This is a genomic window from Alloalcanivorax sp. C16-2, assembly GCF_046507615.1.
Classification (GTDB): domain Bacteria; phylum Pseudomonadota; class Gammaproteobacteria; order Pseudomonadales; family Alcanivoracaceae; genus Alloalcanivorax; species Alloalcanivorax marinus_A.
This window is the reverse complement of the sequence record NZ_JBKFTL010000001.1, coordinates 1,333,022-1,357,560: the sequence shown is the minus strand read 5'-3', so window position 1 is coordinate 1,357,560 and position 24,539 is coordinate 1,333,022. Positions and strand designations below refer to the sequence as shown.

The 24,539-nt window shown below is 65.9% G+C and carries 25 protein-coding genes; 2 read left to right on the top strand and 23 right to left on the bottom strand.

Translation table 11 applies throughout. From position 1 onward, the window contains the following. Nucleotides 1-9: 9 nt before the first annotated feature. From ACLD02_RS06470 to ACLD02_RS06430, 9 genes are all read right to left on the bottom strand, one after another. The gene (locus tag ACLD02_RS06470) at nucleotides 10-1,356 is read right to left on the bottom strand and encodes an NTP/NDP exchange transporter (protein ID WP_410298240.1); all 1,347 of its coding nucleotides are present in this window, start codon (nucleotides 1,354-1,356) and stop codon (nucleotides 10-12) included. 2 nt (nucleotides 1,357-1,358) lie between these two features. Continuing rightward, nucleotides 1,359-2,300: an aldo/keto reductase gene (locus ACLD02_RS06465; RefSeq protein WP_410298239.1), complete on the bottom strand. Its 942-nt coding sequence runs from the start codon at nucleotides 2,298-2,300 to the stop codon at nucleotides 1,359-1,361. Between the two features lie 13 nt (nucleotides 2,301-2,313). Further along, complete coding sequence (locus ACLD02_RS06460; RefSeq protein ID WP_410298238.1) at nucleotides 2,314-3,255, bottom strand: alpha/beta hydrolase; 942 nt, start codon at nucleotides 3,253-3,255, stop codon at nucleotides 2,314-2,316. Between the two features lie 66 nt (nucleotides 3,256-3,321). Continuing rightward, on the bottom strand, nucleotides 3,322-4,317 hold the full coding sequence (locus ACLD02_RS06455; RefSeq protein ID WP_410298237.1) for an ABC transporter substrate-binding protein: 996 nt from the start codon (nucleotides 4,315-4,317) through the stop codon (nucleotides 3,322-3,324). Nucleotides 4,318-4,368: 51 nt separating this feature from the next. Beyond that, nucleotides 4,369-5,163 (bottom strand): ABC transporter ATP-binding protein, encoded by a 795-nt coding sequence (locus ACLD02_RS06450; protein ID WP_410298236.1) that lies wholly within the window; start codon nucleotides 5,161-5,163, stop codon nucleotides 4,369-4,371. Beyond that, nucleotides 5,163-5,906, bottom strand: coding sequence for an ABC transporter permease subunit (locus tag ACLD02_RS06445; RefSeq protein WP_203104838.1), 744 nt, complete (start codon nucleotides 5,904-5,906; stop codon nucleotides 5,163-5,165). Before ACLD02_RS06445 ends, ACLD02_RS06450 begins: the two co-directional genes overlap by 1 nt. A gap of 42 nt (nucleotides 5,907-5,948) precedes the next feature. Further along, nucleotides 5,949-7,313, bottom strand: coding sequence for an amidohydrolase family protein (locus ACLD02_RS06440; RefSeq protein WP_410298235.1), 1,365 nt, complete (start codon nucleotides 7,311-7,313; stop codon nucleotides 5,949-5,951). 26 nt (nucleotides 7,314-7,339) lie between these two features. After that, entirely contained in the window at nucleotides 7,340-8,110 is a 771-nt protein-coding gene (locus tag ACLD02_RS06435; RefSeq protein WP_203104840.1) for an IclR family transcriptional regulator, read from the bottom strand. Between the two features lie 270 nt (nucleotides 8,111-8,380). Further along, the gene (locus tag ACLD02_RS06430; protein ID WP_410298234.1) at nucleotides 8,381-8,746 is read right to left on the bottom strand and encodes a hypothetical protein; all 366 of its coding nucleotides are present in this window, start codon (nucleotides 8,744-8,746) and stop codon (nucleotides 8,381-8,383) included. Between ACLD02_RS06430 and ACLD02_RS06425 the strand changes: the two genes are divergently transcribed. After that, the gene (locus ACLD02_RS06425; RefSeq protein WP_410298233.1) at nucleotides 8,733-9,782 is read left to right on the top strand and encodes a porin; all 1,050 of its coding nucleotides are present in this window, start codon (nucleotides 8,733-8,735) and stop codon (nucleotides 9,780-9,782) included. The genes ACLD02_RS06430 and ACLD02_RS06425 overlap by 14 nt on opposite strands. Nucleotides 9,783-9,812: 30 nt before the next feature. On the opposite strand, the gene ACLD02_RS06420 is transcribed toward ACLD02_RS06425, so the two are convergent. From ACLD02_RS06420 to ACLD02_RS06400, 5 genes are all read right to left on the bottom strand, one after another. Further along, nucleotides 9,813-10,172 (bottom strand): thioredoxin family protein, encoded by a 360-nt coding sequence (locus tag ACLD02_RS06420; protein ID WP_410298232.1) that lies wholly within the window; start codon nucleotides 10,170-10,172, stop codon nucleotides 9,813-9,815. A gap of 113 nt (nucleotides 10,173-10,285) precedes the next feature. Beyond that, nucleotides 10,286-11,626, bottom strand: a complete 1,341-nt coding sequence (locus ACLD02_RS06415) for an acetamidase/formamidase family protein (RefSeq protein WP_194298311.1) — start codon at nucleotides 11,624-11,626, stop codon at nucleotides 10,286-10,288. A 119-nt stretch (nucleotides 11,627-11,745) separates the two neighbouring features. Next, nucleotides 11,746-13,017, bottom strand: a complete 1,272-nt coding sequence (locus ACLD02_RS06410; protein WP_410298231.1) for an MFS transporter — start codon at nucleotides 13,015-13,017, stop codon at nucleotides 11,746-11,748. A 74-nt stretch (nucleotides 13,018-13,091) separates the two neighbouring features. Continuing rightward, the gene (locus ACLD02_RS06405; protein ID WP_410298230.1) at nucleotides 13,092-14,132 is read right to left on the bottom strand and encodes a proline racemase family protein; all 1,041 of its coding nucleotides are present in this window, start codon (nucleotides 14,130-14,132) and stop codon (nucleotides 13,092-13,094) included. After that, the gene (locus ACLD02_RS06400) at nucleotides 14,129-15,328 is read right to left on the bottom strand and encodes a zinc-binding dehydrogenase (protein ID WP_203104845.1); all 1,200 of its coding nucleotides are present in this window, start codon (nucleotides 15,326-15,328) and stop codon (nucleotides 14,129-14,131) included. The genes ACLD02_RS06405 and ACLD02_RS06400 overlap by 4 nt, the downstream gene beginning before the upstream one ends. 151 nt (nucleotides 15,329-15,479) lie before the next feature. Here ACLD02_RS06400 and ACLD02_RS06395 point away from each other — a divergent pair, with 151 nt between their 5' ends. Next, nucleotides 15,480-17,447, top strand: coding sequence for a hypothetical protein (locus tag ACLD02_RS06395; protein WP_410298229.1), 1,968 nt, complete (start codon nucleotides 15,480-15,482; stop codon nucleotides 17,445-17,447). A gap of 18 nt (nucleotides 17,448-17,465) precedes the next feature. Here the strand turns inward: ACLD02_RS06395 and ACLD02_RS06390 are convergent, their stop codons facing one another. The 9 genes from ACLD02_RS06390 to ACLD02_RS06350 form a co-directional block, all read right to left on the bottom strand. Beyond that, complete coding sequence (locus tag ACLD02_RS06390) at nucleotides 17,466-18,269, bottom strand: DNA polymerase beta superfamily protein (protein ID WP_203104847.1); 804 nt, start codon at nucleotides 18,267-18,269, stop codon at nucleotides 17,466-17,468. 223 nt (nucleotides 18,270-18,492) lie between these two features. Continuing rightward, nucleotides 18,493-18,915, bottom strand: coding sequence for a hypothetical protein (locus tag ACLD02_RS06385; RefSeq protein WP_203104848.1), 423 nt, complete (start codon nucleotides 18,913-18,915; stop codon nucleotides 18,493-18,495). Nucleotides 18,916-18,967: 52 nt separating this feature from the next. Further along, nucleotides 18,968-19,612, bottom strand: a complete 645-nt coding sequence (locus ACLD02_RS06380) for an alpha/beta hydrolase (RefSeq protein ID WP_410298228.1) — start codon at nucleotides 19,610-19,612, stop codon at nucleotides 18,968-18,970. Continuing rightward, entirely contained in the window at nucleotides 19,609-20,997 is a 1,389-nt protein-coding gene (locus ACLD02_RS06375; protein WP_410298227.1) for a sensor domain-containing diguanylate cyclase, read from the bottom strand. Before ACLD02_RS06375 ends, ACLD02_RS06380 begins: the two co-directional genes overlap by 4 nt. 201 nt (nucleotides 20,998-21,198) lie before the next feature. Further along, entirely contained in the window at nucleotides 21,199-21,738 is a 540-nt protein-coding gene (locus ACLD02_RS06370) for a hypothetical protein (RefSeq protein ID WP_410298226.1), read from the bottom strand. Between the two features lie 80 nt (nucleotides 21,739-21,818). Next, entirely contained in the window at nucleotides 21,819-22,571 is a 753-nt protein-coding gene (locus ACLD02_RS06365; protein WP_203104852.1) for an SDR family oxidoreductase, read from the bottom strand. A 115-nt stretch (nucleotides 22,572-22,686) separates the two neighbouring features. Next, nucleotides 22,687-22,998 carry a helix-turn-helix domain-containing protein gene (locus tag ACLD02_RS06360; RefSeq protein ID WP_161385025.1) on the bottom strand — a complete coding sequence of 104 codons (312 nt, stop codon included), beginning with the start codon at nucleotides 22,996-22,998 and terminating at the stop codon, nucleotides 22,687-22,689. 1 nt (nucleotide 22,999) lies between these two features. After that, nucleotides 23,000-23,356: a toxin gene (locus ACLD02_RS06355; protein ID WP_410298225.1), complete on the bottom strand. Its 357-nt coding sequence runs from the start codon at nucleotides 23,354-23,356 to the stop codon at nucleotides 23,000-23,002. A 158-nt stretch (nucleotides 23,357-23,514) separates the two neighbouring features. Then, nucleotides 23,515-24,534 carry a DUF72 domain-containing protein gene (locus ACLD02_RS06350; RefSeq protein ID WP_203104854.1) on the bottom strand — a complete coding sequence of 340 codons (1,020 nt, stop codon included), beginning with the start codon at nucleotides 24,532-24,534 and terminating at the stop codon, nucleotides 23,515-23,517. Nucleotides 24,535-24,539 lie beyond the last annotated feature (5 nt).

Here is a 24,539-nt window from a genome sequence, read left to right as displayed (position 1 = left end):
GCGGTCAGTTTAACGCCCGGCTCCACCCGCGTCTGGAAGATTCGTGCAGCCGCCCTCGCCGCTCCGTTCGCGGCGGCGCTCGGCGCGCCCCAGCAGAAAGCCGGTGCCAGCCCAGGCCAGGGCGATGCCGGCGCCGATCATCAGGGCCGGCCCCGGCAGATCGCCGAGCAGGTCCAGGCCCCGTTTAAGCCAGCCACTGAGGGCGTCGCCGCCCCGGTAGACCACGGTGTCGATGAAATTCTTGGCTTTGTACTTCTGCGCCGGCGGCACCGAGGTGTAGAGCATCTCCCGGCCCGGGCGCACCAGGGCGTACTCGCCGGCCCGGCGCGCCACCATGATCACCACGAACACGCTGAACACCGGCGCCACCGCCAGCCACAGAAAGCCGGCGGCGATCACCAGCGGCACGGCGGTGAGCAGCACGCCGATGCCGAGCCGCTGGGCGATGCGCCCGGTGAAAAAGATCTGGGTAAGGATAGCCAGGAACTGCACCACGGTGTCGATCAGCCCGAACACCTGGGTCTGGCGGGTGGGGTCGGGGAAGGTCTCCGCCACCAGCCGCGCCTGCTCGAAATACAGAAAGGTGCTGACGCTGGCGAGCAGTACCACGAACAGGGCGATGCCCATCAGGAAGGGCGTGCGCAGCACTTCCAGGGCGCCATCGAAGGGGTTGCCGCCGAGCGGACGGGCCCGTTCGGCGCCGGCCTCCGCCTCGGCGGGCAGCGGATGCCGGTCACGCCAGCGGTACAACCAGATCGCGGCGACCGCGCTGCCGGCCAGCAGCAGCGCCGCCAGCACCACCAGGCCAGCGTGGCCGGCGGGCGCCACCAGCAGGGTGCCGAGTCCCGGCCCCACCAGGCCGCCCAGGCTGGCGCCGCCGGCGATCATGCCGAACAATCGCTTGCCCTGGGCGATGCTGAACACGTCCGCCAGCACGCTCCAGGCCAGGGAGATCACCACCAGGTTGAACACCGACAGCCAGATGTAGAAGGTGCGCGCCACCCAGACGTTGTCCACGGTGCGCGCGAACAGCGCCGCGAACACCAGCAGGTTGACCACGAAGAAGCCATAGGCGGCCGGCAGGATCCGCCGGCGCGGCACCCGGGACGCCAGCCAGCCGAACAGCGGCAGCACCGCCAGGGTGGCCAGGAAGGTACCGGTGAACAGCCACTGCAGGTTATCCACGCCGCCGGCCACGCCCATGGTCTCGCGCACCGGGCGCAGCATGAAATAACCGGTGAACAGCAGGAAGAAGATCAGCAGGCCGGCGATCACCGCCGGCGCTTCCTCCACCCGGATATTGAACAGCCGCGCCGCCAGGCGCGGCAGTGGATGTCCGTCCTGCCCCGACGCCATGGTTACCAGTCCATGGTCATCAGTTCGCGCTGTTGGGCCTCGCTGAGCAGGCCGCCACGACCGGCGTTCAGATTATCCAGCTGGTGTTCGGGCTTGCTGGTGGCGGGGATCACGGCGGTCACCGCCGGATGGCTGATCGCGAACTTGAGGAACAGCTGGGCCCAGCTTTGCGCGCCCACCTCGGCGGCCCAGCCGGGCAGCGGCTTGCCCTTCACCCTGGCGAACAGATCGCCGTCGTCGAAGGCGCGGTTGATCAGCACCGCCACGCCCTTGTCCCGGGCCAGGGGCAGCACTTCACGGGCCGCCTCCGGGGCGTTCACGGAATAGTTGATCTGAATGAAGTCCAACGGCTCGTCGCGCAGGATGGCGGCCATTTCGTCCAGGCCGCGCTGCAGATAGTGGGTCACGCCCACATACTTGGTCTTGCCCTGCTCCTTGAGCTCGCGGGCGTAGGGCAGCTGGGTTTTCCAGTGGCGCAGGTTGTGCACCTGCAGCAGCTCCACGTGGTCCGTGCGCAGGGCCTCCAGGGAGCCGGCCCATTGCCGCTCGGCGGCGGCGCGGCTGTCGGCGGCGATCTTGGTGGCCAGGAAGCACCGGTCGCGCCAGCCGCCCTCCTCCAGCAGGGCGCCCAGTACCCGGTCGGCGCCGCCGTAGTTGGGGCTGGTGTCGAACACCGTGGCACCGCCGTCGAAAAACAGCGTCATGACGTCCTTGAGGCGGCGGTACTTGTCCGAACCGATGTCCGCCACGAAGCTGCCGGACGTGCCGGCGCCGATCACCGGCAGTGTCTGGCCGGTGGCGGGAATCGCCCGGGTGCGCAGCGCGTCGCCGGCCATCGCCTCGCCGGTTGCCTTGTCCGCCGCCCGGGCCGGGCCGTTCAGACCCAGCGCCAGCCCTACTCCGCCCCACAGGGCGCCATTGAGAAAATCCCGACGTGAAACCATGGTCTCCTCCCGCTTATTTCTCTTCAGGATGGACACCGGGAACAGGCAAATGATCCTCCCCCTCCGGCGCGAAGCCGGAAGGTCCGTCGCGGAGCCAGGCGCGCAGGGTGGCGGTGGTGGCGCATTCCGGGTCCGCCAGGCGCAGGGCCACGGCGAAGTGGGAGGCGCCGGGCTCGATCTGGAAGCGCACCGGCAGATGGTGGCGTTTGAGCGCCGCCAGCATGCGCCGGTTGCTGGTGATGATGCGCGGGAAGTCGTTCTCGCCATGGACCAGCAGAAACGGCGGTGGCGCGCCATCCGGCGGCAACTGATGGAGCGGGCTGGCGGCGCGGTCGTCGCCGGCCCGGGCCAGGAACTGCTCGTAGATACGGGCCTCGCCGCTGCCCGGCGGCGGGTCGTCGAACACCAGATTGAGCTGCGAACAGATCGCCATGCAGCCACGGATGGCACCCGCCGGCAGGCCGGCCCGGGCCAGCCGCGCCGGCTGCAGCGACGCCAGTGTATAGAGATGGCCGCCGGCGGAGTGACCGCCCACGAACAGGCGCCCGGGATCACCGCCGTATTCGTCGATGTGCCGGTGCACCCAGGCCAGGGCGGCGACGCAGTCCTCCAGGGGGCCGGGGAAGCGGCATTCCGGCGCCAGCCGGTAGGATACGGAAACCAGGATCGCCGGCGTCGCCACCAGAGCCGGCGCCATCAGCCCCATCCATTCCTTGTAGCCATGGGTCCAGGCGCCACCATGGGCGAACACCAGCACCGGCAGGTCGGCGCCGGGCTCGGCGTCGTCGGGCAGATAGATATCCAGTTTCTGCCAGTAATCGTCGCCGTAGGGCAGGTCCGGACAGGAGCGGACGCGGTCGGCGGCGCGCCGGGACAGAATCAGGGCATCCCGGGCATAGTCTTCCGCCTCACGGGGGTAGATCGGCGGGCGCGCCGGGAGGTCATCGAACGACATGGGGAGCGTCCTGTGGAGACGGGAGGAGAGAAACGGCGGCGCCGAGGGGCGCCGCCGGCGGTGGCTTCAGGGCGTGTAATCAGTGGAGAAGGCGTCGTCGGGCACATTCTCCAGGTAGCCCTTGTCCATCACCTTGCGGGCACGCTCGGCGAACGACATCAGGCCATCGATGTACTGCTGGTTCCAGGTGGTGGCGTAGTCGCGGATCACCCGGCCAGCGAGCAGCTTGATGCCGTCCTCGTCCAGGCCCAGCTTCTTGCCGTAGGCCTCGAACACTTCCGGGTGCTGTTTCACGTAGGCCACTGCTTCCACCCAGCCCTTGATGAAACCGGACACCGCCTCCGGATGTTCGGCGGCGAAATCGTCGTTGGTGGCCAGGGCGATCCACAGGAAATCATCGCCGGTCTTTTCCTTGTAAATTTCCGCCAGGTTGCCGATGCTGCGGAACTCGCCGGAGGCCAGCGCCTTGGCGCCGATCGGGTCGAACAGCAGACCGGCGTCCACATCACCGTTCTTCATCAGGGTAGGGATCAGACCCGGGCCGGCGTACTGCAGATCGCCGCCTTCCGCCGGATCGAAACCGTAGAAGTCGCTGAGCACCACGCGCAGCAGCACGGTGGCGGTGCCGGCGGCGCCGGCGTAGGAGACCACCCGCTTGCCCTTCAGATCGGCCAGGCTGTGGATATCGGAATCCACCGGCACCAGCACGTCCAGGGTGGCGCCGCGCCCCACCGCGAAGATGTTGAATACCGGGAAGCCCTGGGAGCGGAACTGGGCGAAACTGGTCCAGCCGCCGAAGCCCAGATCCACCTGCTTGCCGCGAATGGCGTTGAACAGACCGTCCAGAGTGGGATAGGCCTTGTGGGTCACGTCCACGCCGTACTTGTGATCGAACTCCTGGTCGATCATCACCTGGGAGGCGACGCCGTTCAGGGACTGGGCCATATCACCCAGGCGGATCGGGGTGTCCTCGGCGCCGGCGGGGCTCGCCAGGCTCCAGAGCGCCGCGATCAGAACCGGTATCCCCCACCAGGTGGTCGCTTTCGATTTCGAGTCTGTCATGGGTTTGCTCCCTTTTTTCGTTGTGTTTTGCGGTGCGTTTCCAAGTTTGCTCTATGATTGCGCGCGGGCGCGCTCGGCCTCCTCGGCGGCGGCGATGAAGGTGGCCGACACCTCCTTGCTGACCGCGAACAGGGCCGGATCATCGTAGTCCCGGGGACGCGGCACCGTCACCGGAATTTCGCGACGAATACGCCCCTGGGACAATACCACCACCCGGTCCGCCAGAAAGGTGGCCTCGTAACTATTGTGCGTGATGAAGACGATGGTCTTACCGGTGCGCCGCCAGATGTCCAGCAGGTCCACTCGCAGGCGCCGCGCGGTCAGTTCATCCAGGCCGCTGAACGGCTCGTCCATGAACAGCACATCCGGTTCGACGGCCAGGGCGCGCACCAGCGCCAGACGCTGGGCCATGCCGCCGGACAGTTCGTGGGGGTGGTGGCCACGGAACGCCTGCAGGCCGGTGAGCTGGAAATAATGATCCTTGATCTCCGCCCAGCGGTGCCGGGGCACATCGGAATTTTCCAGGGCGAAATCCACATTGCGTTCGGCACTGAGCCAGGGCAGCAGGCGCGGGTCCTGGAACAGGTAGCCCATCCTGACCGGCGGCTTGCCGGCGCGGGTCATGGGCCGGTCGCCGAAGCGGATCTCCCCCTGGTAGTCACGGTCGAGACCGGAAAGGGTGTTCAGCAGCGTGGACTTGCCGCAACCGGAAGGCCCCAGCACGCACACGAATTCATTGTCGCCGATGGTCAGGTCCAGGCCATTGAGAACACGGTGCTCGGCGCCGCCCTTGCGCGGCGCCGGGAAGGACTTGGTCAGCCCCTGGATGCGGATACCATTGTCCATCAGATTCTCACTTCCGGGCGCCAGGCGAACATGCGGCGCTCCAGGTTTTGCAGAATGACCAGCTCGATGAAGAGCATCACCAGGGTGAACAGCAGGGTCCATGCCAGCACCTGCTGCATGTTGCCAAGCTGATACCAGTAGAACAGCTCGAAGCCCACCCCGTCCGGGCGGCCCAGCAATTCAACCAGCACCGTGATCTTCCATACGATGCCCAAGCCGAAACGCAATGACGCCATGATGTAGGGCAGCACCTGGGGAAACAGCACCCGCCGGATGATCACCCAGCGCGAGGCGTTGAATACCCGCGCCATCTGGAACAGGCGGGTGTCGATGTTCTTGACGCCTTCCCACAGGTTGATGGCGATGGACGGCGCCGAGGTCAAACCGATGGCGACAATGGCGGCGGTTTCGTTAAGCCCGATCCAGATGAACGCGAAGATCGCGTAACACAGGCTGGGCACGGTGAGCGCCACCATTACCCAGACGTCCAGGGTCTTCTCCGCCAACCGGTTGACCCCCATCAGCACGCCGACCGGAATGCCCACCGCCATGGCCAGCACCAGGCCGCCCAGCACCCGCCCCAGCGTGGCGGCGAGATGCGAGAGAATGTCGCCGTTGGCGAAGTTGTCCGCCAGCACCTGGATGGTCTGCCATGGGCCGGGCAACACGGTTTCCGGAAACAAAAAAGACAACCCAAGCCACGCCAGCAGCGCGGCGATCATCGATCCCACCTTTATCAACACGGAGGGGCTCCTTATTGTCGCGGCGCGCCGACGGCGCCCGCGTTAAAGCGATACGTCGACGCCGGCCTCGCGGATGCAGCGGCGGGCGATCTCTTCCGCCTGGCGCATCAGGGCGCTTTCGTCGACGAACAAGGCCTTGCGGTTCTCGATCAAAAGCTGGCCGTCCACCATCACGTCACGCACGTCGGTGCCCTTGGCGCTATAGACCAGGGCGGCGGTGACATCCAGGGTGGGCGCCAGGTGCGCCTGCTCCAGATCCACGGTGATGAGGTCCGCCTTGAGGCCCTCCGCCAGCCCCCCCACCTGGTCGTCCCGACCGATCGCGCGAGCCCCTTCGGAGGTGGCCATGCGCAGGGCACGGTGACGACCCAGAGCCTGGGGATCGTTCTTGGCGGTCTTGGCGGTGGCGCAGGCGTATTTCATGCTTTCGAACAGATCCTGGCCGCAGTTGGCGGCGGGGCCGTTGGTGGCCAGCCCGCAGGTGAGGCCGGCTTCCAGGAACGGATGAATGGCGGGAAAGCCGGTGCCCCAGAACAGGCGCGTGGGCGGGTCCAGCAACACGCGGGTGTCGCTCTGGGCAAGCAATTCCACCTCCCGGGGCGAAACGTCGGACACCGCCACCACCTGCACGTCCGGACCCAGGCAACCGGTTTCGTGGAGCAGTTCCACCTGGCGAATATCGCGGCCCAGATGCTTGGCGATGAGCCGGTTGAACTCCGGGGATTCCGCCACGTGCATGTGCAGGCACAGGCCCAGGCGGTCCGCCAGGGCACGGGTCTCCCGGTACATCTCCTCGGTCATGCACCAGGGCAGCAGGGGCCCGAAGGACAGCCGCAGCCGGTCGCCCTCGGCGCCGTGCCAGCGTTCCGCCAGCGCCGTGACCCGGCGCGCCTGGTCGTCCAGACTCTCCATGAAATCCGGCAGGAAATTGCGGCCCTCGAACGCCCGCGCCAGGGTGCCGCGGATGCCGGAGTCGCGCAGGGCACGGAAGGTGGCGTCCTCCATGGCGGTGTCGTCCGGATGGGCGGCGGCCAGGTTTTCCACCAGGGAAGTGTTGCCGTTCTTGAGATTTTCCAGGCAGCCCAGCATCTGGGCCACGTACATGGCTTCGTCGTCAAAGGCGCCGATCATCGGCAGTTGCTGGTCGAGCCAGTCGAGCAGCCGTTTTTCCGGCCCCAGGGTACGACCGAAGATCATGCTCAGGTGGGTGTGGCCGTTCACCAGGCCGGGCATCACCAGCTTGCCGGTGACGTCGATAACGCGGTCCACCGGGGTATCCGGCAATTCCGCCCGGGGGCCGACAAAGGCGATCCGGTCGTCGCGGACCAGCACGCAACCGTCATGGTACTGCCGATCTGCCTCGTCCAGGGTCAGGACCCGCCCCCCTTGGAACAACGTGGTGGTCATGCTCTCTCCTCACTCCCGTGGCGGGCTCAGATCCCGCGACCGGCGCGCGGCCATTCACGAGCTATGCGCGCGGCGGCAATGCGCAGGTGATCAAGCCAGCCGTCTTCCGGGTCTTGCGCCCGGTCTCCCACGGCGGCCACGGTGACCGCCGCCAACAGGGTGCCGTCGTGGCAGAACACCGGCACCGAGGTACTGAACACTCCGCTTTCCAGCTCACCGTTGCTGGTGGCGTAGCCCCGCTCGCGGATGTCCTGAAGCTCCCATTCCAGGACCCCCACATTACCGCCCCATTGCTCCGGCGTCAGCGTCGCGCACTGGTCAAGAATACGGCGGATGTCGTAATCGGGCATGTGCGCCAGATGGACCTTGGCGGAAGAGCCCAGATAAAGGGGGGTGTCCGCCGCCGGGCCGAGCCCCACCCGCACCGTGCGCGGCCCCTCCTGGAATCCCACGCACAGCACCCGCTCGCCGACCCGGTGGGTCACCAGGGCGCTTTCGCCGGTCATGGCGGTGAGTTCGCGCAGAATCGGCGCCGCCAGCGCCGCCATGTCACGACCGCTCTCCTCGGTCATCGCCACCAGGCGGCTGAAGCCGGGGCTGAGCACGTATTCACCGCTGCGCGCCATGCTCGAGATCAGGCCACGGCGGCGAAGTGTATGCAAGTAACGGTAGGCGGAACTGCGCGAGAGCCCGAAGCGCCGTTCGATTTCCTGGCGGGTGACCACCTGTCCGTGGCCCGCGAACATCAACAGGATGTCGAGGATACGATCCAGTGAGGAAGCGTTGTCTTTACTCATTATTCTGTCCCAAACATGAACGATCGGCGGAACCGGCGCTAACGGTTCCCCCTGTGCCCGCCCGGTCGATCTTCGGTACCTGTATTTGTCTTGCCAGACGGGACCGGTCTTTTCGAGGAATCCGCGCGCCACCCCTTCGGCGCACGGGCTACCGGTTGAGCGTCCCACGATTCAGAACGTCCTGCCACTGTTTTGCCACCCAATACCGCCCCTGCCCGAAAAAAGTGCGTGGATTTATGACCGAGCCTTGATTCAATTTTGTATACATGATTAGCTTTTAAAGAACAAAAAACAAACAGCCAATACATACATATAAAACAACAACTTATGGAAAAAGGAATGAACGCGCCATTTTTCAGCCCCTGAAACATCCCTGACACACCCCAAAAGCCCGCCTTGCGTGATGCAGGCCGGCGATTTTTTGCCCAAAAAGCACAGAAAAGGGGCACTTTGTCGCCCTACCCCGGGCAATGACTGCTCTCCAGGGGCGCCATAATGGACCACATAGAAACAAAACCAGCTTTTCTTATTTCTTGTATACAAGAAATGGGGATAGAGAACGGGGAGCACCGGCCCGCCTGAGCCGCCCCACCGTGAGACCTGAAAAACAAGAGGAAACCCGATGAAACGCAGCATCCGCAATACCATCCTGGCCACTTCCGCCCTGTTCGGCCTCAGCGGCCTGGCCCAGGCCGAAACCGAAGCCAGCTTCTACGGCGTCCTTGACGTCTGGGCCGGCAGCAAGGAACTGCCCGGCGACAACGACGGCACCGCCAAACTCGACGCCGGCGGCATGACCACCTCCTTCCTGGGGGCGAAGGTCACCACCACCCTGCCCAACGGCATGATCGGCATGGCGGTGGCGGAAAGCTTCCTGCGCCCGGACACCGGCGAGGACCGACGCTACAGCGGCGATGAATTCTTCGCCCGCAACGCTTACGTAGGCGTGGCCGGGGATCTGGGCACCTTCAAGGCCGGTCGCAGCACCGCGCCCATGTTCGTCCCCACCCTGATCTCCAACCCGTTCGGCGGTTCATTCGGTTTCGCGCCGGCCATTCAGCACTCTTTCCTGGGCGGCAACAACGGCCCCACCGCCGGTGATTCCGCCTGGTCCAACGCGCTCTCCTACACCAGCCCCAACATGGGCGGCGTCACCGCCAACGTGATGTACGCCTTCGGCGAGCAGGAAGGCGACGAAAGCGCCAACCGGGTGGGCGGTCATCTGGTCTATCGCGGCGGCGGCCTGATGCTGACGGTGGCCGGACACCGCATCGAGGAAGGCGCCATCGACAGCAATGGCGGCGTGGGCGAAGCCGGCGCCCTGGGCGCGGTGGAGCAGGATGGGCTGCTGGCGGGCGCCAGCTACGACCTGGGCGTGGTCAAGGTATTCGCGTCCTACCAGCAGTTGGACACCGGCACCAGCACCGGCGACATCGATACCGACACCGGCCAGGCCGGCGTCTCCATTCCGGTGGGTAAAGGGGCCGCGCTGGCGTCCTACGCGCACACCGATTACAGCGGCGACCGGGACACCAAACGCAAAACCTGGACGGTGGGCTACGACTACCCGTTCAATGAAACCCTGGATGTCTACGTCGCCTACATGCACGACGATCTGGAAGACACCGGCGACGGCGATACCTACGGCGTGGGCAGCCGCTTCAAATTCTAGGGAACGGCATACCCGGCTGATGGCGGCTCCTCAGGAGCCGCCGATTTGCGCGCTTTGGGCCGGGTTGGCGTCAATGTCCTCCATGCGGTCCCGAATCTGATCCTCATTGTCGGGCCGCACCAACCGGCTCACCTCCCGACCTTCCTGAATAAAGATCAACGTTGGCCATTTATCCACGTTGAACGCGCGCCCGAGCATCTTGTCCTCGTGGTCTTCCAGCTTGACGTGACCGATACCCGGGAAATCCTGAAACGCGGCCTTCACTTTCGGCCCGGCTTCCTGGCAGTGGGGACAATCCGGGCTACCGAACTCCAGTACCGTGGGCGCCACGATGCCCTGGATTTCGTCCCGGGTAGGATGGTTGCTGGCGTATTCCGCACTGAATGCCATGGTTGCCTCCTTTCAAAGCATTAACGAAGCATTGGCATTCAGTGTGGGGATGATGGCGGCGGCCGCCTACCCGGTGTTTGCAAAACACTATAAAGACCGCCGCCGCGCGCCGTTCAACGGTGCATGAACACTTCCTTCTTCACGGTGCCATGCACGCCCCAGTTGCCGTCCACCACCTGGGTGATGCCGAAGTCCGTGCCCACCGACATCAGGCTCACCGCCTCGTCCTCGCTGAGCCCCTGGGCGGTCATCAGGAAATGACGCATCTTGCGGAAGGCGTCGCGCATGGCCAGATCAATGGACGACTTCTGGTAGATGGTCTGCTGCGGCTTATCCAGTTCAGCCAGGTAGTTGGGATAGCTGAAGCCGTGCACCACCCAGGCGTCGTCGGTTTCCAGCAGCGGATAGTAAAGACCGCTGAGCCGCGTGCCTTTCAGGTCCGCCTTCTTGTGCAGGATCAGCTGGAACACCCCGGTGAGCGAGGTTTCGATGGCGGTACCGCTGAGTTCGGAATCGCCCTGGGCGGCGTGCGGGTCGCCCACGGAGAACAGGGCGCCGTCCACCGCCACCGGGTAGTACATGGTGGCGCCCTTGCCAATGCGCCAGTCGTCGATGTTGCCGCCGAAATAGGCCGGCGGCACCGTGTCCACCATGTCCGCTTCCCGGGGCGCCACGCCCATGGTGCCGAAGTGCGGTCGGGCGCGGACCTGCACGCCTTCCAGCACCGGCTGCTCGTCCACGGTGTCGTGGTCGACCACCACGCCGGGGTAATCAATGGTTTCGTGTTCCACGCCGTAGGGGTCGGTTTGCGGCGTCCAGCGGAAGTTATAAAGCGGCTTGGCCCAGACATTGGCGCCGCTGCTGTCCAGCTCGAAGATGGTGACCACCTCGCGCTTGTCCGGGGACTCGATCAGATCGTTGTATTGGAAGCCCCAGTTGGCGGCCACGTTGGAGCCGAAGGTCTTGCCGGCGAACTCCTGGTTGCCGCTGGGGCGCAGGTTCACGTCGAGAATGCGCACTTCCAGCACGTCGCCGGGTTGCGCGCCGCACACCTTCACCGGCCCGGTCATGATGTGCACCCCGAACCCTTCGCCGGCACCGCGCCCGTACACCGAGGCATCCATGGGGCCGGCGCCGCGACGTTCCACGCCCTTCTCATTCCTGGTCCAGTGGAACACGCTCTCGGCGCCGTCGTCGCCCTTGATCATGCGGTCGTAGTCGTCCCCCGCATGGTGGGTGAGCGCTTCCATGGTCACGAAGTCACCGGAGTTCACTTCGATCAGCGGCGTGGCGTCCTTGCTGAAGTAGCCCCAGTGAACGGTGTCCTTGTTGGCGGCCACGGTGAAATGCCGGGCGTCGCCGGCGGCGCAGTCCGCCGCGTGCGCTGGCGCCGTGAGCAGCGCCAGGCCGACGCCCATGCCGGCGCCGAGCAGGGATGTTCCGAAAACGCGCATGATCTTGCCTCCCAGTACCCAAAATGGAGCCCGACGCCCCCGGACACGCCCCGCGTCCGGTGAAAAACGTCAGCCCACTGATGGGATAGCAAGGTCCGTGCCCGCGCGGCCCCCGGCCGCTAGCGCAGCGGCTCGCGGCTGCGGTCGCGCATCCACAGCATCACCAGCCCGGCCACCAGGGCGCAGGCGGCGAGCAGCACGCCGGGCACGGCGGCGTAACCGGTGGCCTCGATCAGCCAGGTGGCGAACATCGGCGTGGCACCGCCGATCACACCCAGACCCAGGTTATAGGCCACCGAATAGCCGGACAGACGATCCCGGGCCGGGAACAACTCCACGAACATGGCCGGCGCCGAACCCAGCGGCACCGCCAGCAGCGCCACCAGCCCGAACTGCACCACCACCGCCGCCACCAGGCGGTCGGCGTGCAACCAGGCATAGGCGGGCCAGGCCACCGCCGCCATGGCGAACATGGCCAGGGCGATGAAGCGGGTGCGGCGCGGGCCATGGTCGCCGATCCAGCCGGACAGTGGAATCAACACCAGCAGCAGCACCGTTGCGAAGGTGTTGATGCGCAGCGCCAGATCCAGAGGCAGGCCGGTGAAACGGTTTAGCCATTCCGGCAGATACACCAACGGCAGGTAGAACAGCGCGCCATAGGCGGACGCGAACACCACCGCCTGCACCATCTCAAGGCGGTTTTCGGTAAGCGCGCGGCGCAACGGCGAGGTATCTGGTCGCTCTTCGTGGTGGCGCTGGAATTCCTCGGACTTGGGCAGATGGCGGCGCATCAGAATGGAAGTGACCCCGAGGATGCCGCCAAGCAGGAAGGGCACCCGCCAGCCCCAGTCCAACAGGGTTTCCTGGGCGAACAGCGAGGTGGTGAGCGCCGCCACCGCGGACCCCAGCAACATGCCCACCATGGTGCCGGTGTTGGCCCAGCTGCCAGCCAGACCACGCCGGGAACGGGGCGCGGTCTCCACCAGATAGGTCACCGAGCTGCTGAACTCTCCCCCCACGGACAAACCCTGCACCAGGCGGATCAGCACCAATAGCAGCGGCGCCCACAGGCCGATGCTGTCGTACACCGGCAAACAACCCAGCAACAGCGTCGGCAGCGCCATCATGCTTACCGATAACAACATGGTGGCACTGCGGCCCAGGGTGTCGCCAAGCCAGCCGAACGCCACCGAGCCCAGGGGGCGCATCAGGAAACCGGCGGCGAACACCCCATAGGTGGCGATCAGCGCGGCGATGCTGTCCTCCCCGGGAAAGAACAGGTCGGCGATGATACCGGCCATGTAGCCGTACAGGGCGAAGTCATACCACTCCACCACGTTGCCAATGAAACCGGCCATGACCGCCGTGTGCCGCTTTCCGGTTCGCCGCATGCGCAACTCCTTTCCCAGGCGCTTTCGGCGGCACAGGATAACGGAGCGGCGCGTCGATTGCCCGCCGGATTAGCTCAGCCGTGGCGCGACGTCAGAATGTGGTGCAGACCGCCGCACTCCACCATCGGGTCATCGCAGTTGACCACGACCTCCGAGCGGGCCAGCACATGGCCCTTGCCGGTGATGGTGTTGCGCACCACGTCGTGGGCGCCGGCCTGCTCCACGCCAAGGAACTCGCCAATGAACCCGGACTCACGCAACGAGACGGTTTCCAGCTTGTCGCCGGGGCGGATGTCGCCTTCATGGTGCATCAATGCCAGCCGCGCCGAGGTACCGGTGCCGGTGGTGCTGCGGCAGATCACCCCGGGGTGCACGTAAGTGGCCGAGCGGGAGCGGTAAAAGTCATCGGCGACCTGTTCCACCGGCCCCATGAAGTGCAGAAACGGCAGCGGTCCCACATCGCCCAGGGTGTAATGGGAAAAACCGCGCTCCGCCTGGATCGCCTCGACGATGGCGCCGGCGCAGCGGGCCAGATCGCGCTCTTCGTCCCGGGTCAGGTGGAAACCCAGATCGCGGGCGTCCACCAGGGCGTAGAAACCGCCGCTGTAGGCCACGCTGTAGCTTATGTCGCCCAGATGCGGCACATGGATGGAGGCGCGATGGGTATCAATGTAGCTGGGCAGACCGCCGCAGGTGATCGCTTCCACCACGCCGTTCTCGATCCGGGCATCGATCTGCACCAGCCCGGCCGGCGATTCCAGCAGAAAATGCTGATGCCCCTCGCGCTTGGGCACCAGGCCGCTCTCCAGCAGTGCCGTGGCGGTACAGATGGTGTTGGAGCCGGAGTAGATCGGATAGCCCATCACTTCCATGATGATGTAGCCGGTTTCCGCTCGGGGGTCCGAAGGCGGCACGATCAGATCCACGGACATTTCCGGCGCCCCGTAGGGTTCTTCCAACAGTAGCCGGCGCAAGCCGTCGGCATCGTCGCGCAGGTATTCCATTCGCTGGCGCACGGTGGCGCCGGGCAGCGGGTCCACGCCGCCGGTGACGATTCGGCTCACGTCGCCGCCGGCGTGGGTGTCGATCAGTTGCAGGGTCAGTTCGTTTTTCATGACACCGGCGCCCCCCGATTCTGCTCCTGCTGGTTCAAGGCGAAGGGGGCACCGTGCTCCGGCCACTGAGCGTCGGGCACGATCACGATCTTGCCCAGGTAGTGGCTGCCGCGCTCCACGAAATAACGCTCCGCGCGGTGCAGGTCGGAGAGACGGAAGGCGCCGTGCAGCACCGGCTTGAGCGCCCCGTCGCGAATCCATTGCATCAGTTGCCCGGCTTCCCGCCGGGTGCCGTGGGACACCCCGAACACCTGGACCTGGTACAGATAAATCCGCGTCCAGAGAATCTCGCTGACGTTGCCGCCACTGGCGCCGGCGATGCTCAGGCGCGGGTAACCGTCACGGGCCTTCATGTCGAAAATCATGGTATCGATGAAGCGGTCGGTCATGTCGCCGCCCACCAGATCCATGACCGCGTCGATGGGAGCCCCGCCGGTGAGATCCCGGACCCGCTCGGTGAAGGTGTCCATATTGGAGCGGTCCAGCACCGCCTCGGCGCCCAGTTCACGCAGCGCCTCCGCCTTGTCCGGCGTGCTCAGGGCATAGGGGATGGCGCCCAGCAGCCGGCACAGCTGGATCAACGCGGTGCCCACGCCACCACTGGCGCCGGTGACCAATACCCGCTCGCCGGCGCGCACCCGGGCGGCGGTGAGCATGTGGCAGGCGGTCTGGTAGGAACACATACCCAGGGCGGCCAGCTCGGCGTCGGCCAGTTCCGGGTTGGGCACCGCGTGGAACTGGTCCGACGGCACCACGATGTATTCGGCGAAGCCGCCATCGGCGCCATGGCCGTAATAATCCGGGGTCAGGTTAAGATCCTGTCGGTCATCCGGATAGAGATTGAAATCCAGCAGCCCCCGTTCACCAAGGCGGGCTGGATCAACGCCTTCGCCCACCGCCACCACCCGGCCGGCCACGTCGGCGCCCTGGATGCGCGGGAACGTCAAGGTGGGCGCGCCGCCCATCTGAAAGGAGGTGACCTCGTCCTTCTCCTTGGTGGGATAGAGCCCTTCGCGGGCCTTGCGGTCGGTGTTGTTCTTGGCGGTGGCGGTCACCCGCACCAGCACCTGACCGGGGCCCGGCGCCGGCACCGGCAGATCGTCCCGGTAAACCAGCTTGTCCAAACCGCCGTGGCCGGTGAGCACCATGGCGGCCATGGTGTCGGGAATATCCCGCGCGTCGGCGTTAGAACTCATGAGCTCCTCCTTGCACGAATGCTTGCCGATGCCGCCTACCTGATAGCCCGGAACGGGATTTCAAGGTGGTCTTACCCCATTTGGGGGATGTGGGGTAGCAGGGCGCTGGCTAGGCTCGCCGTGGACAAGACAACACACTGGGGACGTTCACATGAACTTCAAACCGTTTCATACACTGGCCTTGATGGCCTTGCTGGCGGCTCTCGCCGCCTGCGGCGACTCCTCGTCGTCCTCTTCCGACGATTCCGACACTGGCCAGGCACGCACCGTCACCGGCACCGCCTCGGCGCCTTCCGGCATGGTCGCCTCACTGCGCGCGCCGGACCCGTTGCGGGTGGTGCTGGACTTCCTGATCCAGCCGGCGGCAGCGGCCATCACCGGCCTGCAGCCGGTCAACGGCGCCACCGTGGAATTGATCCGGGTGGACAATGACGGCAACCCGGTCGGCGAGGTGCTCGCCACCACCACCACGTCCACCACCGGCGATTACACCCTGACCCTGCCCCAGGGCGTGAACCTGGCCGGCAACCTGGTGGTGCGCATCAGCGGCGCCGACGCCCAGATGCGCGCCCAGGTGGTGGAGGAAGCGGTCAATATCGACCCCACTTCGGAATTCCTGCTGCGCGAATTCATCGCCCAGGGCACCGACCTGGAGCAACTGGTGATCAATGAGGTGGTCAAGCTCAAAGGCAAGGTGGAGGCCTTCGATCTCACCGCCGGCGCCAACCTGACCGACATGCTCGAGCAGTTGGACGCCGAGGTCGGCGACCTGGTGGAAAACCAGGTGGCGGTGATCAACGACGGCGGCGGCGACGCCGCCACGGTGGCCGGCCACTACCGCGCCAACGCCTTCTCGCTAGGTCTGCACGATAGCGATGATCAGAGCGGCGGCACCTTCGCCACCGACCTTTACACCAGCACCTTCACTTTCAGCGATGGCGGCGACGGCATCGTCGACCTCAACCTGACCGGCGAGGAAAGCGCCGAGGGCATGCTGTCCGGCAACACCGTCAGCGGCGCCTGGCTGGACTATGGCACCAGTGGGGAGGAGATGGACGAAACCTTCTCCGCCGCGCTCACCGCTTCCGGCATTCTGTCCGTGGAAGGCGAATTCGAGGAGGAAGTCGATGACGAGCATGCGTTCCGCTTCCCGCCCTCGGTGTACAACCTGCAACGGGTCGGCGACCGTGGGCTGTTCTTCCAGGTGTCCAAGGAAGCGGCGGTACGCTACGGCGTGACCCAGGACGGCGCCCTCAACCCGGACGACCGGCGCGGCGATGAAGCCTTCCGGGCCCTGGAGGTATTCGCCCGCACCCCCACGGATTTCAGCGACAACGACCTTGACGGTGATTTCGGTCGCGTCTACCTGGCCACCGAGATGGAACAGGGGTTGATCGCCGTGGAAGCGGAAACCAATGTGGTGAGCTTTAATGGCAACGGTAATCTGAATCTGGCCACCGGTACCTTCCATCGACTGGGCGTGGGCACCGGTTATGAAACCGGCGCCACCGAGACGGTCGAGAATTTGTCGGTGATCATCGACGGTGACGGTGACATCGTGGCCATCGGCGGCGAGCCCGAGGACGGTTTCATCAACGACACCCACGATTTCATCAGCCTGATGCGCGCCGAGGGAAGCGACTCGGAATTCGCCCGTTTCGACACCACCCTGATGGTGAAGCTGCCCCAAGCCACCCCCGACGTGGCCGGCAACCGCTATCGGATGATGCTGCTGTCGCTGTTCCTGGAAGGCAACCCGGCGGGCGGCGCCAATATGGAAATGTACGCCAGCCAGTTCAATACCTTCCTGACCCTGGACAGCGCCACCCAGGCGACCCTGGCCGGCGGCATCAATGAGGTGAGCAAGAACAACCTGGCCGCCAACCTGGAGACCAGCGTGGATGAGGTCGAAGAAAGCTTTTCCGTGGACGTCGCCGCCAACGGCGCCGCCACCCTGACCCTGGAGGCTGGTGACGGCACCAATGTGCTGGACGGCTTCTTCAATCAGGATGCCAGCCTGGGCCTGTTCACCCTGCGTTTCGAACCGGACCAGGGCGATCCCAACGAGTTGGGGCTGGTGGTGCTGGTGGAAGTGACGGGCGACAACGACGAGGATTAACGTCTTCTTCCGGCGCGCTCATCGCCCCCGCAAGCAATCGCGAAACAGGGCGTTGAGCGCCGCCGGATCACCGTCCGGCGTGTCCCCCTTGGCCTGATATCGGGACAGCCGCGACAGCTCGTGTTCGATGAACTCGTTGAGCGCCGGAATCGCCGGCACGAATTCCTTCTCCTGGCTGCGCTGCTTGCGCGCCAGCAAGCGGCCGATCTCCTTGTCGAGGATTTCATTGTCCGCCACCAGCGCACGCAGCCGCTCGAATTCGATCGGCGCCGGCGTGCGGTACCGCTCCAGCCAGCGGATCGCCAGCAGCGGTCGCAGCACATAGAAATATTTCTTGAGCGGCACCAGCCTCGCCTTGAGATAACCGTGGTAATTCTTGTCCGCCATGCTGAGGTAATGAAACACACCCTTGTCGACGGCGTAGACGCTCGGCAGCAATGCCCGGGCCCGCTCGGCGAAGTGGCCGTCATCCCGATACAGGATCGACGACTGCAACCATTCGACGATGGATGGGTTGGATTTACGCAGCAGTTTCAGCGCCTTGCGCAGATCCCAGCCGTTAAGATCAATGTCATCGACGATCTCGTACTCGATCACGTCGCGGCGGTCCTCCACATCCAGGGACAGATACCAGTCCTCGGAACGGACGTAGACAAAGCGGACATCGTAATCGCTGTTCGGAGAAGGAAATCCCCAGGCACGGCTACCGGATTCCACCGCGAGCAGCACGCGCACATCGTGCTCCTGCTCGGTGGCGCGCAGGCGCCGCAGAATCTCGCCATGGACGGCGGCGTCGATAACGCCTTCGGATAAGTCAGTCATGATTGCTCTTGGTCCGGATGCCAACCGAGCCGGGCACCCGCTTCATGGGCGGACACCGGTCGGAACTCCGCGGATGGTATCCCATGCCCGCGCCTTTGCCCCACGACCCGGTTGGCAGGCTTTGTAAAGCTTCGGAAAATTCAGGTTCATCGCGCCTAGAGCAGCGCGCGGCTGGCGACGGGAGCGGCTTCGACCGCGACCGCCACGCATTGGGGCGGCCCGATCAGCCGTGGAGGTCGAGGATCGCCCGCCGGTCCATCAGTTGCAGTGCCCGCGCCAGCTCACGGTGGCCCCGACGGGCGGCATGCAGTGAATACCAGGCCTGCAGCCGTTCGCTGTCTCCGGGCACCCGCTCCAGAGCGTACTCGACGGCACGCAGGTATGGCGTGCGCAGGTCCGCCGGCAATGATGGCGCGCCGTCCTCCTCGCGTCCCAGCTCGATGGCCGCCACCAGCGCCAGTTGGCCGGCATCCACCAAGCGCGGCACCGCCGCGTAGGAAGCCGTTCCCACCGCGCCGTCACGCACCAGGTTCCGCCACAGCGTATCCAGAGCCTCGGGGTCCCCACCGGCCAGGGCATCCAGCACCGGGAAGGGATCATAGGGGCGGCCGTGGGCGCAATGCCAGGGCGTGCGTTGATCACTCATTGGGCTTCGCTCGTTTCAGTGGGAAAACGCCAAGGGTACCACCTTCACGCCGTCACGCCCCGGCCACCGCCCGCAGATGGGTGAGCACGGCCTGGGATGCCGCCGGTAAACAGCCTTTGAAGAAGTGGTCGGTGCCGGGAAACACGGTCACCGGATGGCGCTCGGCGCGCAAATGAGCGAGCAGGTCCGCCAGCGGCGCGCGCTCGTCGTCCTCGCCATGCAGCAGCAGCGCATCGGTGGGTACCGGCACCGGTTCGTAGACACGGCCATCGGGCACCTTCCCCACCGGCATGCCCATCAACACCAGCGCGTCCACCGGTCGCGCCAGCCGCGCGGCGGCACGCGCGAACACCCAGGCGCCGAAGGAGAAGCCCACCAGGGCCAGGGGCAGGTCCGGATGGCGCACCCGCAGCGCTTCGATCATCACGCCGGTGTCCTCGGTTTCGCCTTCCCCTTCATCGTGCTCACCTTCCGACCCGTCCACGCCACGGAACGCCGGCCGCACCGCCAGCCAGCCGCCGGCACGCAGGGCCCGCGCCAGCGCATGGGGAACCGGATGGCGCGGTGAGCCGCCCAGCACCGGCTGCGGGTGCCCCACCAGGGCCACGCCCCGGGGTGGTCCATCCGGGTGATCCAGGGTCAAACGGAGACGGCCCGCCGGGCCGTTCAGATCAAGCGTCTCACGGCCACTGCTCATTGCCGCGCGTCACCGGCCTCGCACAGGCGGTCGCGGCCACCGTTCTTGGCCTCGTAGAGGGCATCGTCGACGCGGCGCAGCAGGGACGGCACGGTCTCCTCGGGGCCCAGGGCGGCCAGGCCGGCACTAAGCGTCACGGTGATCTTCTCCCGGTCGGACACCGGCAGCTGACTGATGGCCATGGTATTGCGCAAACGCGACGCCACCGCGCGGCCACCTTGTAGATCTGTATCCGGCAGAACAACGATGAATTCCTCGCCCCCCAGCCTTCCGCAGTGATCCACTTCGCGGCACGACCTCAGCAGGATGTCGGCGAAGGCGCTCAGCACGCTGTCGCCACCGGCATGGCCCCAGGTGTCGTTAATGCGCTTGAAGTAATCCAGATCCAGGGACAATACGCACAATGGCAGCCCGGAGCGACGCGAATGCGCCACCTGCCAGTCCAGGGTCTCCATGATCGCGCGCCGGTTGGCGATTCCGGTGAGCTCATCGGTGCGGGCTAACGCGCTCAGTTGGTCGCGCATCATGCTTTCGTGGATTTCATGACCGACGGTGTCCGCCAGCAACTGCATGAAAATCAGATCGTCCTGAGTGAAAGGCCGGCACGGTTCCGGCGAGGAGAAATTCAGGGTGCCGTAGACCTTGCCCGCCACCTGAATCGGGCTGCCGATGTAGGACTCCAGACCGAAATTCAGATAACAGGGATGGTGGCGGATTTCACTGTGCGCGGTGTGGTGGAAACCGATCGGCCGGTCCGCCTTGAGCGTGTGCACGCAATAGGTCCCGGGCAACTCGAACCCGGTGCCTGGAACCAGACCACCGTCCGGGCTCACGCAATGCTCGACCAGATAATCCTCTCCAACGATGCGTGACTGGATCGCCACCGGCAGCCCGAAATGACTCGCCCCCAGCTCCAGGATGGCGTCGATCCGTTCATCCCGATCCATGGATGGATTGGCGCTGATGGCATGCAGCCGTTGCAGGGTATCGATGGATTTTTCCACCGGCGCGGAGGGGCGCACCAAAGCGATGTAGCCGCTCACTTCACCGCGCGAATCATGCATCACGCCACCGCAGGTGTGTGCCAGGAACACGGTTCCATCGGCGCACCGGTAGGTCATCCGGTAATTGGCCATGCCGCCATGGGCGTCCGGGTTGTAACGACGCTGGCCCTGGTCGTCGAAGTCACTCCGGTCGGCATAGAAAATCGCCGTTTCCTTGCCAATCAGCTCGACCGGAGAATAACCGAACAGCCGTTCGGTGGCAGGATTGACATAAACCACCCGGCGCGCCTGATCGGCCACCACCACCGCTTCCGGAAGCTGATTGAAAATATCCGCGAGCAGAGCGGCTGAAACCGAGTTCAGCTCCACCGGGGAGGACATGTCATCCGTGGCTGGGGAGATCCCGCCACGTTGATTTTCTTGGGCCATAATCAAAGAGTCGCTGGACAGCCGGACAACCGACGACCACATGGTTGTCGTTAAACGCCGCGCTGTCAAAGCAAAAACCCCGGATTCACGCCCCCTTGACGCGCCACGGCCCGGCTTGAAACAGAAGGTATATACAAAATATACGCGGCACCATCAGTGCCGGCGGTCACCTCGCCAGTAGCACACCTGATCCGGCGCCAGGCCACGCTTTTCCGTGGCATCCAGATAGGCCCGGGCGGCGGCCTTGTCGGGGATGATCCAACCCACCGCCAACCCCACGCCTTCGTTGGCCGGCACCTGGTTGTAATCGGCGACCACCGCGTTCACCGGGATCAGAGGCAGGGCCCAGAGCAGGCCATAGAACTTGTGCACCCGGGCGGAGTATTGATAGGTGTCGATCCGCTCGCCCCGGTGGTACAGGCGGGCTTCCGCCTTCACCGGCGACAACCAGTAGGTGGGCAGCAGCCCCAGGGTCCAGCCGGACAGCTTGCCCGCCAGGTTATCGTCCAGGTAGTCGTTACGGGCGTCCGCGTCCAGCTCGAAATAGTAGGGCCTGGGGTCGGTGTCGGCGTCGCAGACCGGCACCGCCACCGAGGTCTGATCCACCCGCGCCAACCCGCCGCCGACGATGCCGGCACAGCCGGTAAGAGCCAGGGCGGCGAGCAGCGTCGCCGCTGTACTGACGGAATTCATTCGCTTCCCCCTCGGAAAAGGAAGCGACGTTACACCGCCGCCGGGCGGCGTGCCACCGACCGCGACACGGCGGCGCCGGCTCAGGCAAAGCCGCCGTTGGCGCGCAGCACCTGGGCGTTGACCCAACCGCCGTCCGGGCCGGCCAGGAACGACACCACGCCGGCGATATCATCCGGCTCGCCGAGCCGTTCCAGGGGTGCCTGGGCGGCCAGTTGGTCGATCAGCGCCTGGGACTTGCCCTCCAGGAACAGTTCCGTGCCCACCGGTCCCGGCGCCACGGCATTCACCGTGATATGCCGGCCGCGCAGCTCGTTGGCGAGCACCCGCACCAGACCTTCCACGCCGGCCTTGCTGGCGATGTAGGGGCCATAGGCGGGCAACGCCTTGGCAATGACGCTGGTGGAGAGGGCCACGATGCGGCCGCCTTGCCCGAGCCGGGCGGCGGCCTCGGCGAGCACCAGGAAGGTGCCGCGCAGGTTGGTGCGAATGACCCGGTCGAAATCCGCCAGGCGGGCGGTTTCAATCGGCGCCATGGGCAGCTCGCCGGCGCTGTTGACCACCACATGGACGCCACCCAGGGTTTGTTCCGCGCTGTCGAACAACCGCGCCACATCCTGCTCGTCACCCACATCCGCCCGCACCGCCAGGGCGCGGCCGCCGTCCGCCTCGATGGCGTCCACCACCTCCCGGGCGGCGGCTTCAGAGTGGGCGTAGTTGACCACCACGGCGAAGCCGTCCCGGGCCAGCCGCAGGGCAATGGCGCGGCCAATACCACGGGAGGCGCCGGTGACCAGGGCGACCTTGGAAGAGTGTTCGATGGAAGTGCTGCTCATGGGGGACCTCTCGGCGCAATGAATCGGAAAACCCCATGCTATCGTTCAGGAAAAATCGATAAACCCGACAATCCTGATAACTCTATTCGGTTTTCATGAACAATCAGACGCGAAACTACAGCCCGGCCAGTCGCTCCAGGGTGTCCGGGTAGCGTTCGATCAGGCGGATCAGGGTAGCGGCCTGGGCGTTGGGGCGGGCACGGCCCTGCTCCCAGTTTTCCAGGGTGCGGGGATTGGTGCGCAGGTACATGGCGAACACCGCCCGGGACAGGTTGAGGCGCTCGCGCAGGGCCAGCAGGTCACCGGCGTCAATGGCCGCCACCGGCGCCAGCCGGGCCTCCTGACCACGCAGGGTAAGTTTGCCCTGGCGCTGGGCCTCCAGTTCCTGAAAGCCTTCCTTCAATTCCGCGAACAGATCCCGCTTCATGTCATGATCCTCCCGTCTGATTACGCCTCGCCATCAACTCCGCCTTCAGCAGGCGTCTCAGCGCGCGACGCTCGGCCAGCGTCAAATCGTCGGCCTCGTCCTTGCCGTAGAGCGTGAACAACCAGAACTGAGCGCCCGTGGGCCACCAGTAATAGATCACCCGTAAGCCGCCGCGCGTGCCCTTGCCGCGCCGTTCATCCACGAAACGCAGCTTGCGCAATCCGCCGGTGCCCGGCATCCGGGGGCCGGCCTCCGGATGCAGCATCAGAACCCGCTGCAGCAGCCAGTAGGTGTCCTCGTCCAGATACGCCGCCCGGTGGCGCCGGAACGGCGTCAACTCCACGAATACCGCTCGCATACTATACGTTCCCTGCGTACAAATAAAACCCCATCCCGATGAATGGGCCGTCCAGCCCTTACTGTACGCAGGGGCCCCTGGCGGCGGAGTCGGACAAGGGCCCGCCGGTTTGTGGGAAATAAGCGAGGAAGGACGTCAGCCGAACACCATGGTGGCGCTCAGCGGCGGGTGGCGGCGGCCAGTACCGCCTCGGCCAGGGCGGCCACGGAGCGCGGCGCGCTGCCCTCCGCCTTGTTGCTCAGGGTAACGAAAGCGGGCTGGCCGGCGCCCACCGTGCCGGCGATCACCCGCGCCAGGGCGGCGCGGGTGTCCGGGTCCGGATCCACCAGCTTGTCGAAGGGTGAGTAGCGGTCGCGGGCGTCTTCGTACCCGTAAGCGCCGTGCCTGAGGTTCAGGTTCCAGCGGCACACCAGCGGGCCGGGCCAGAGCGCGCGCAGCACCGGGAGCTGTTCGGTGATGGGGGGCATCTTGCCGTGCAGGCCCAGGCAGTAGGTGGCACCGGTGTCCTTGAGAGCGGCCACGAAGTCCGGCGTCAGCCAGTGCGGATCGCGCACCTCCACCGCCAGCGGCGTGGCCGGCGCCCGGGCCCGCAGGCCGCGCAACAGGTCATGCAGGCGTTCGATCACCGGTGCCATGTGCCCCAGCCAGGCGCCGGGCAGCGGGCTGATCTGGAACACCAGGGCGCCGAGTTTCCCGCCCAGCCCCTCCGCCGCCGGTGCCAGAAAGTCCCGCCAGGCCAGTTCGGCGTCCAGGAAATCCGGGTTGGGCTTCAGGCCCTGGCCGCCGCTACCACGGCGCAAGGCGTCGGTGACGCGGCTCGGCGCCTTGACCACGAAGCGGAAAGCCGCCGGTACCTGGCGGGCGTGGTCGGCGTACTGCGCCATGGAAAGCGGCCGGTAGAAGCCCCGGTCCAGGCCCACGGCGTTGAACAGGGGATGGCGGGCGTAGGCGTCGAGGCCTTCCCGGGAAAGTTGGCCCTCGTCATACAGCTTGTCCCAGACCAGACCGGCCCAGCCAGGGTAATGCCAGGAAGAGGTGCCCAGCCACAGCCGTTCCGGCAGAGCGGCGGCCAGAGACGCGAGGGCGGGGTCCGGCGCCGCCGGCCGCACCGCCGGGGGCACGGCGGCGGGCGCCTCGAACAGGACGCCGGTGCCCGGCGGTGGCGGCTCGGTGGGCATGGCGG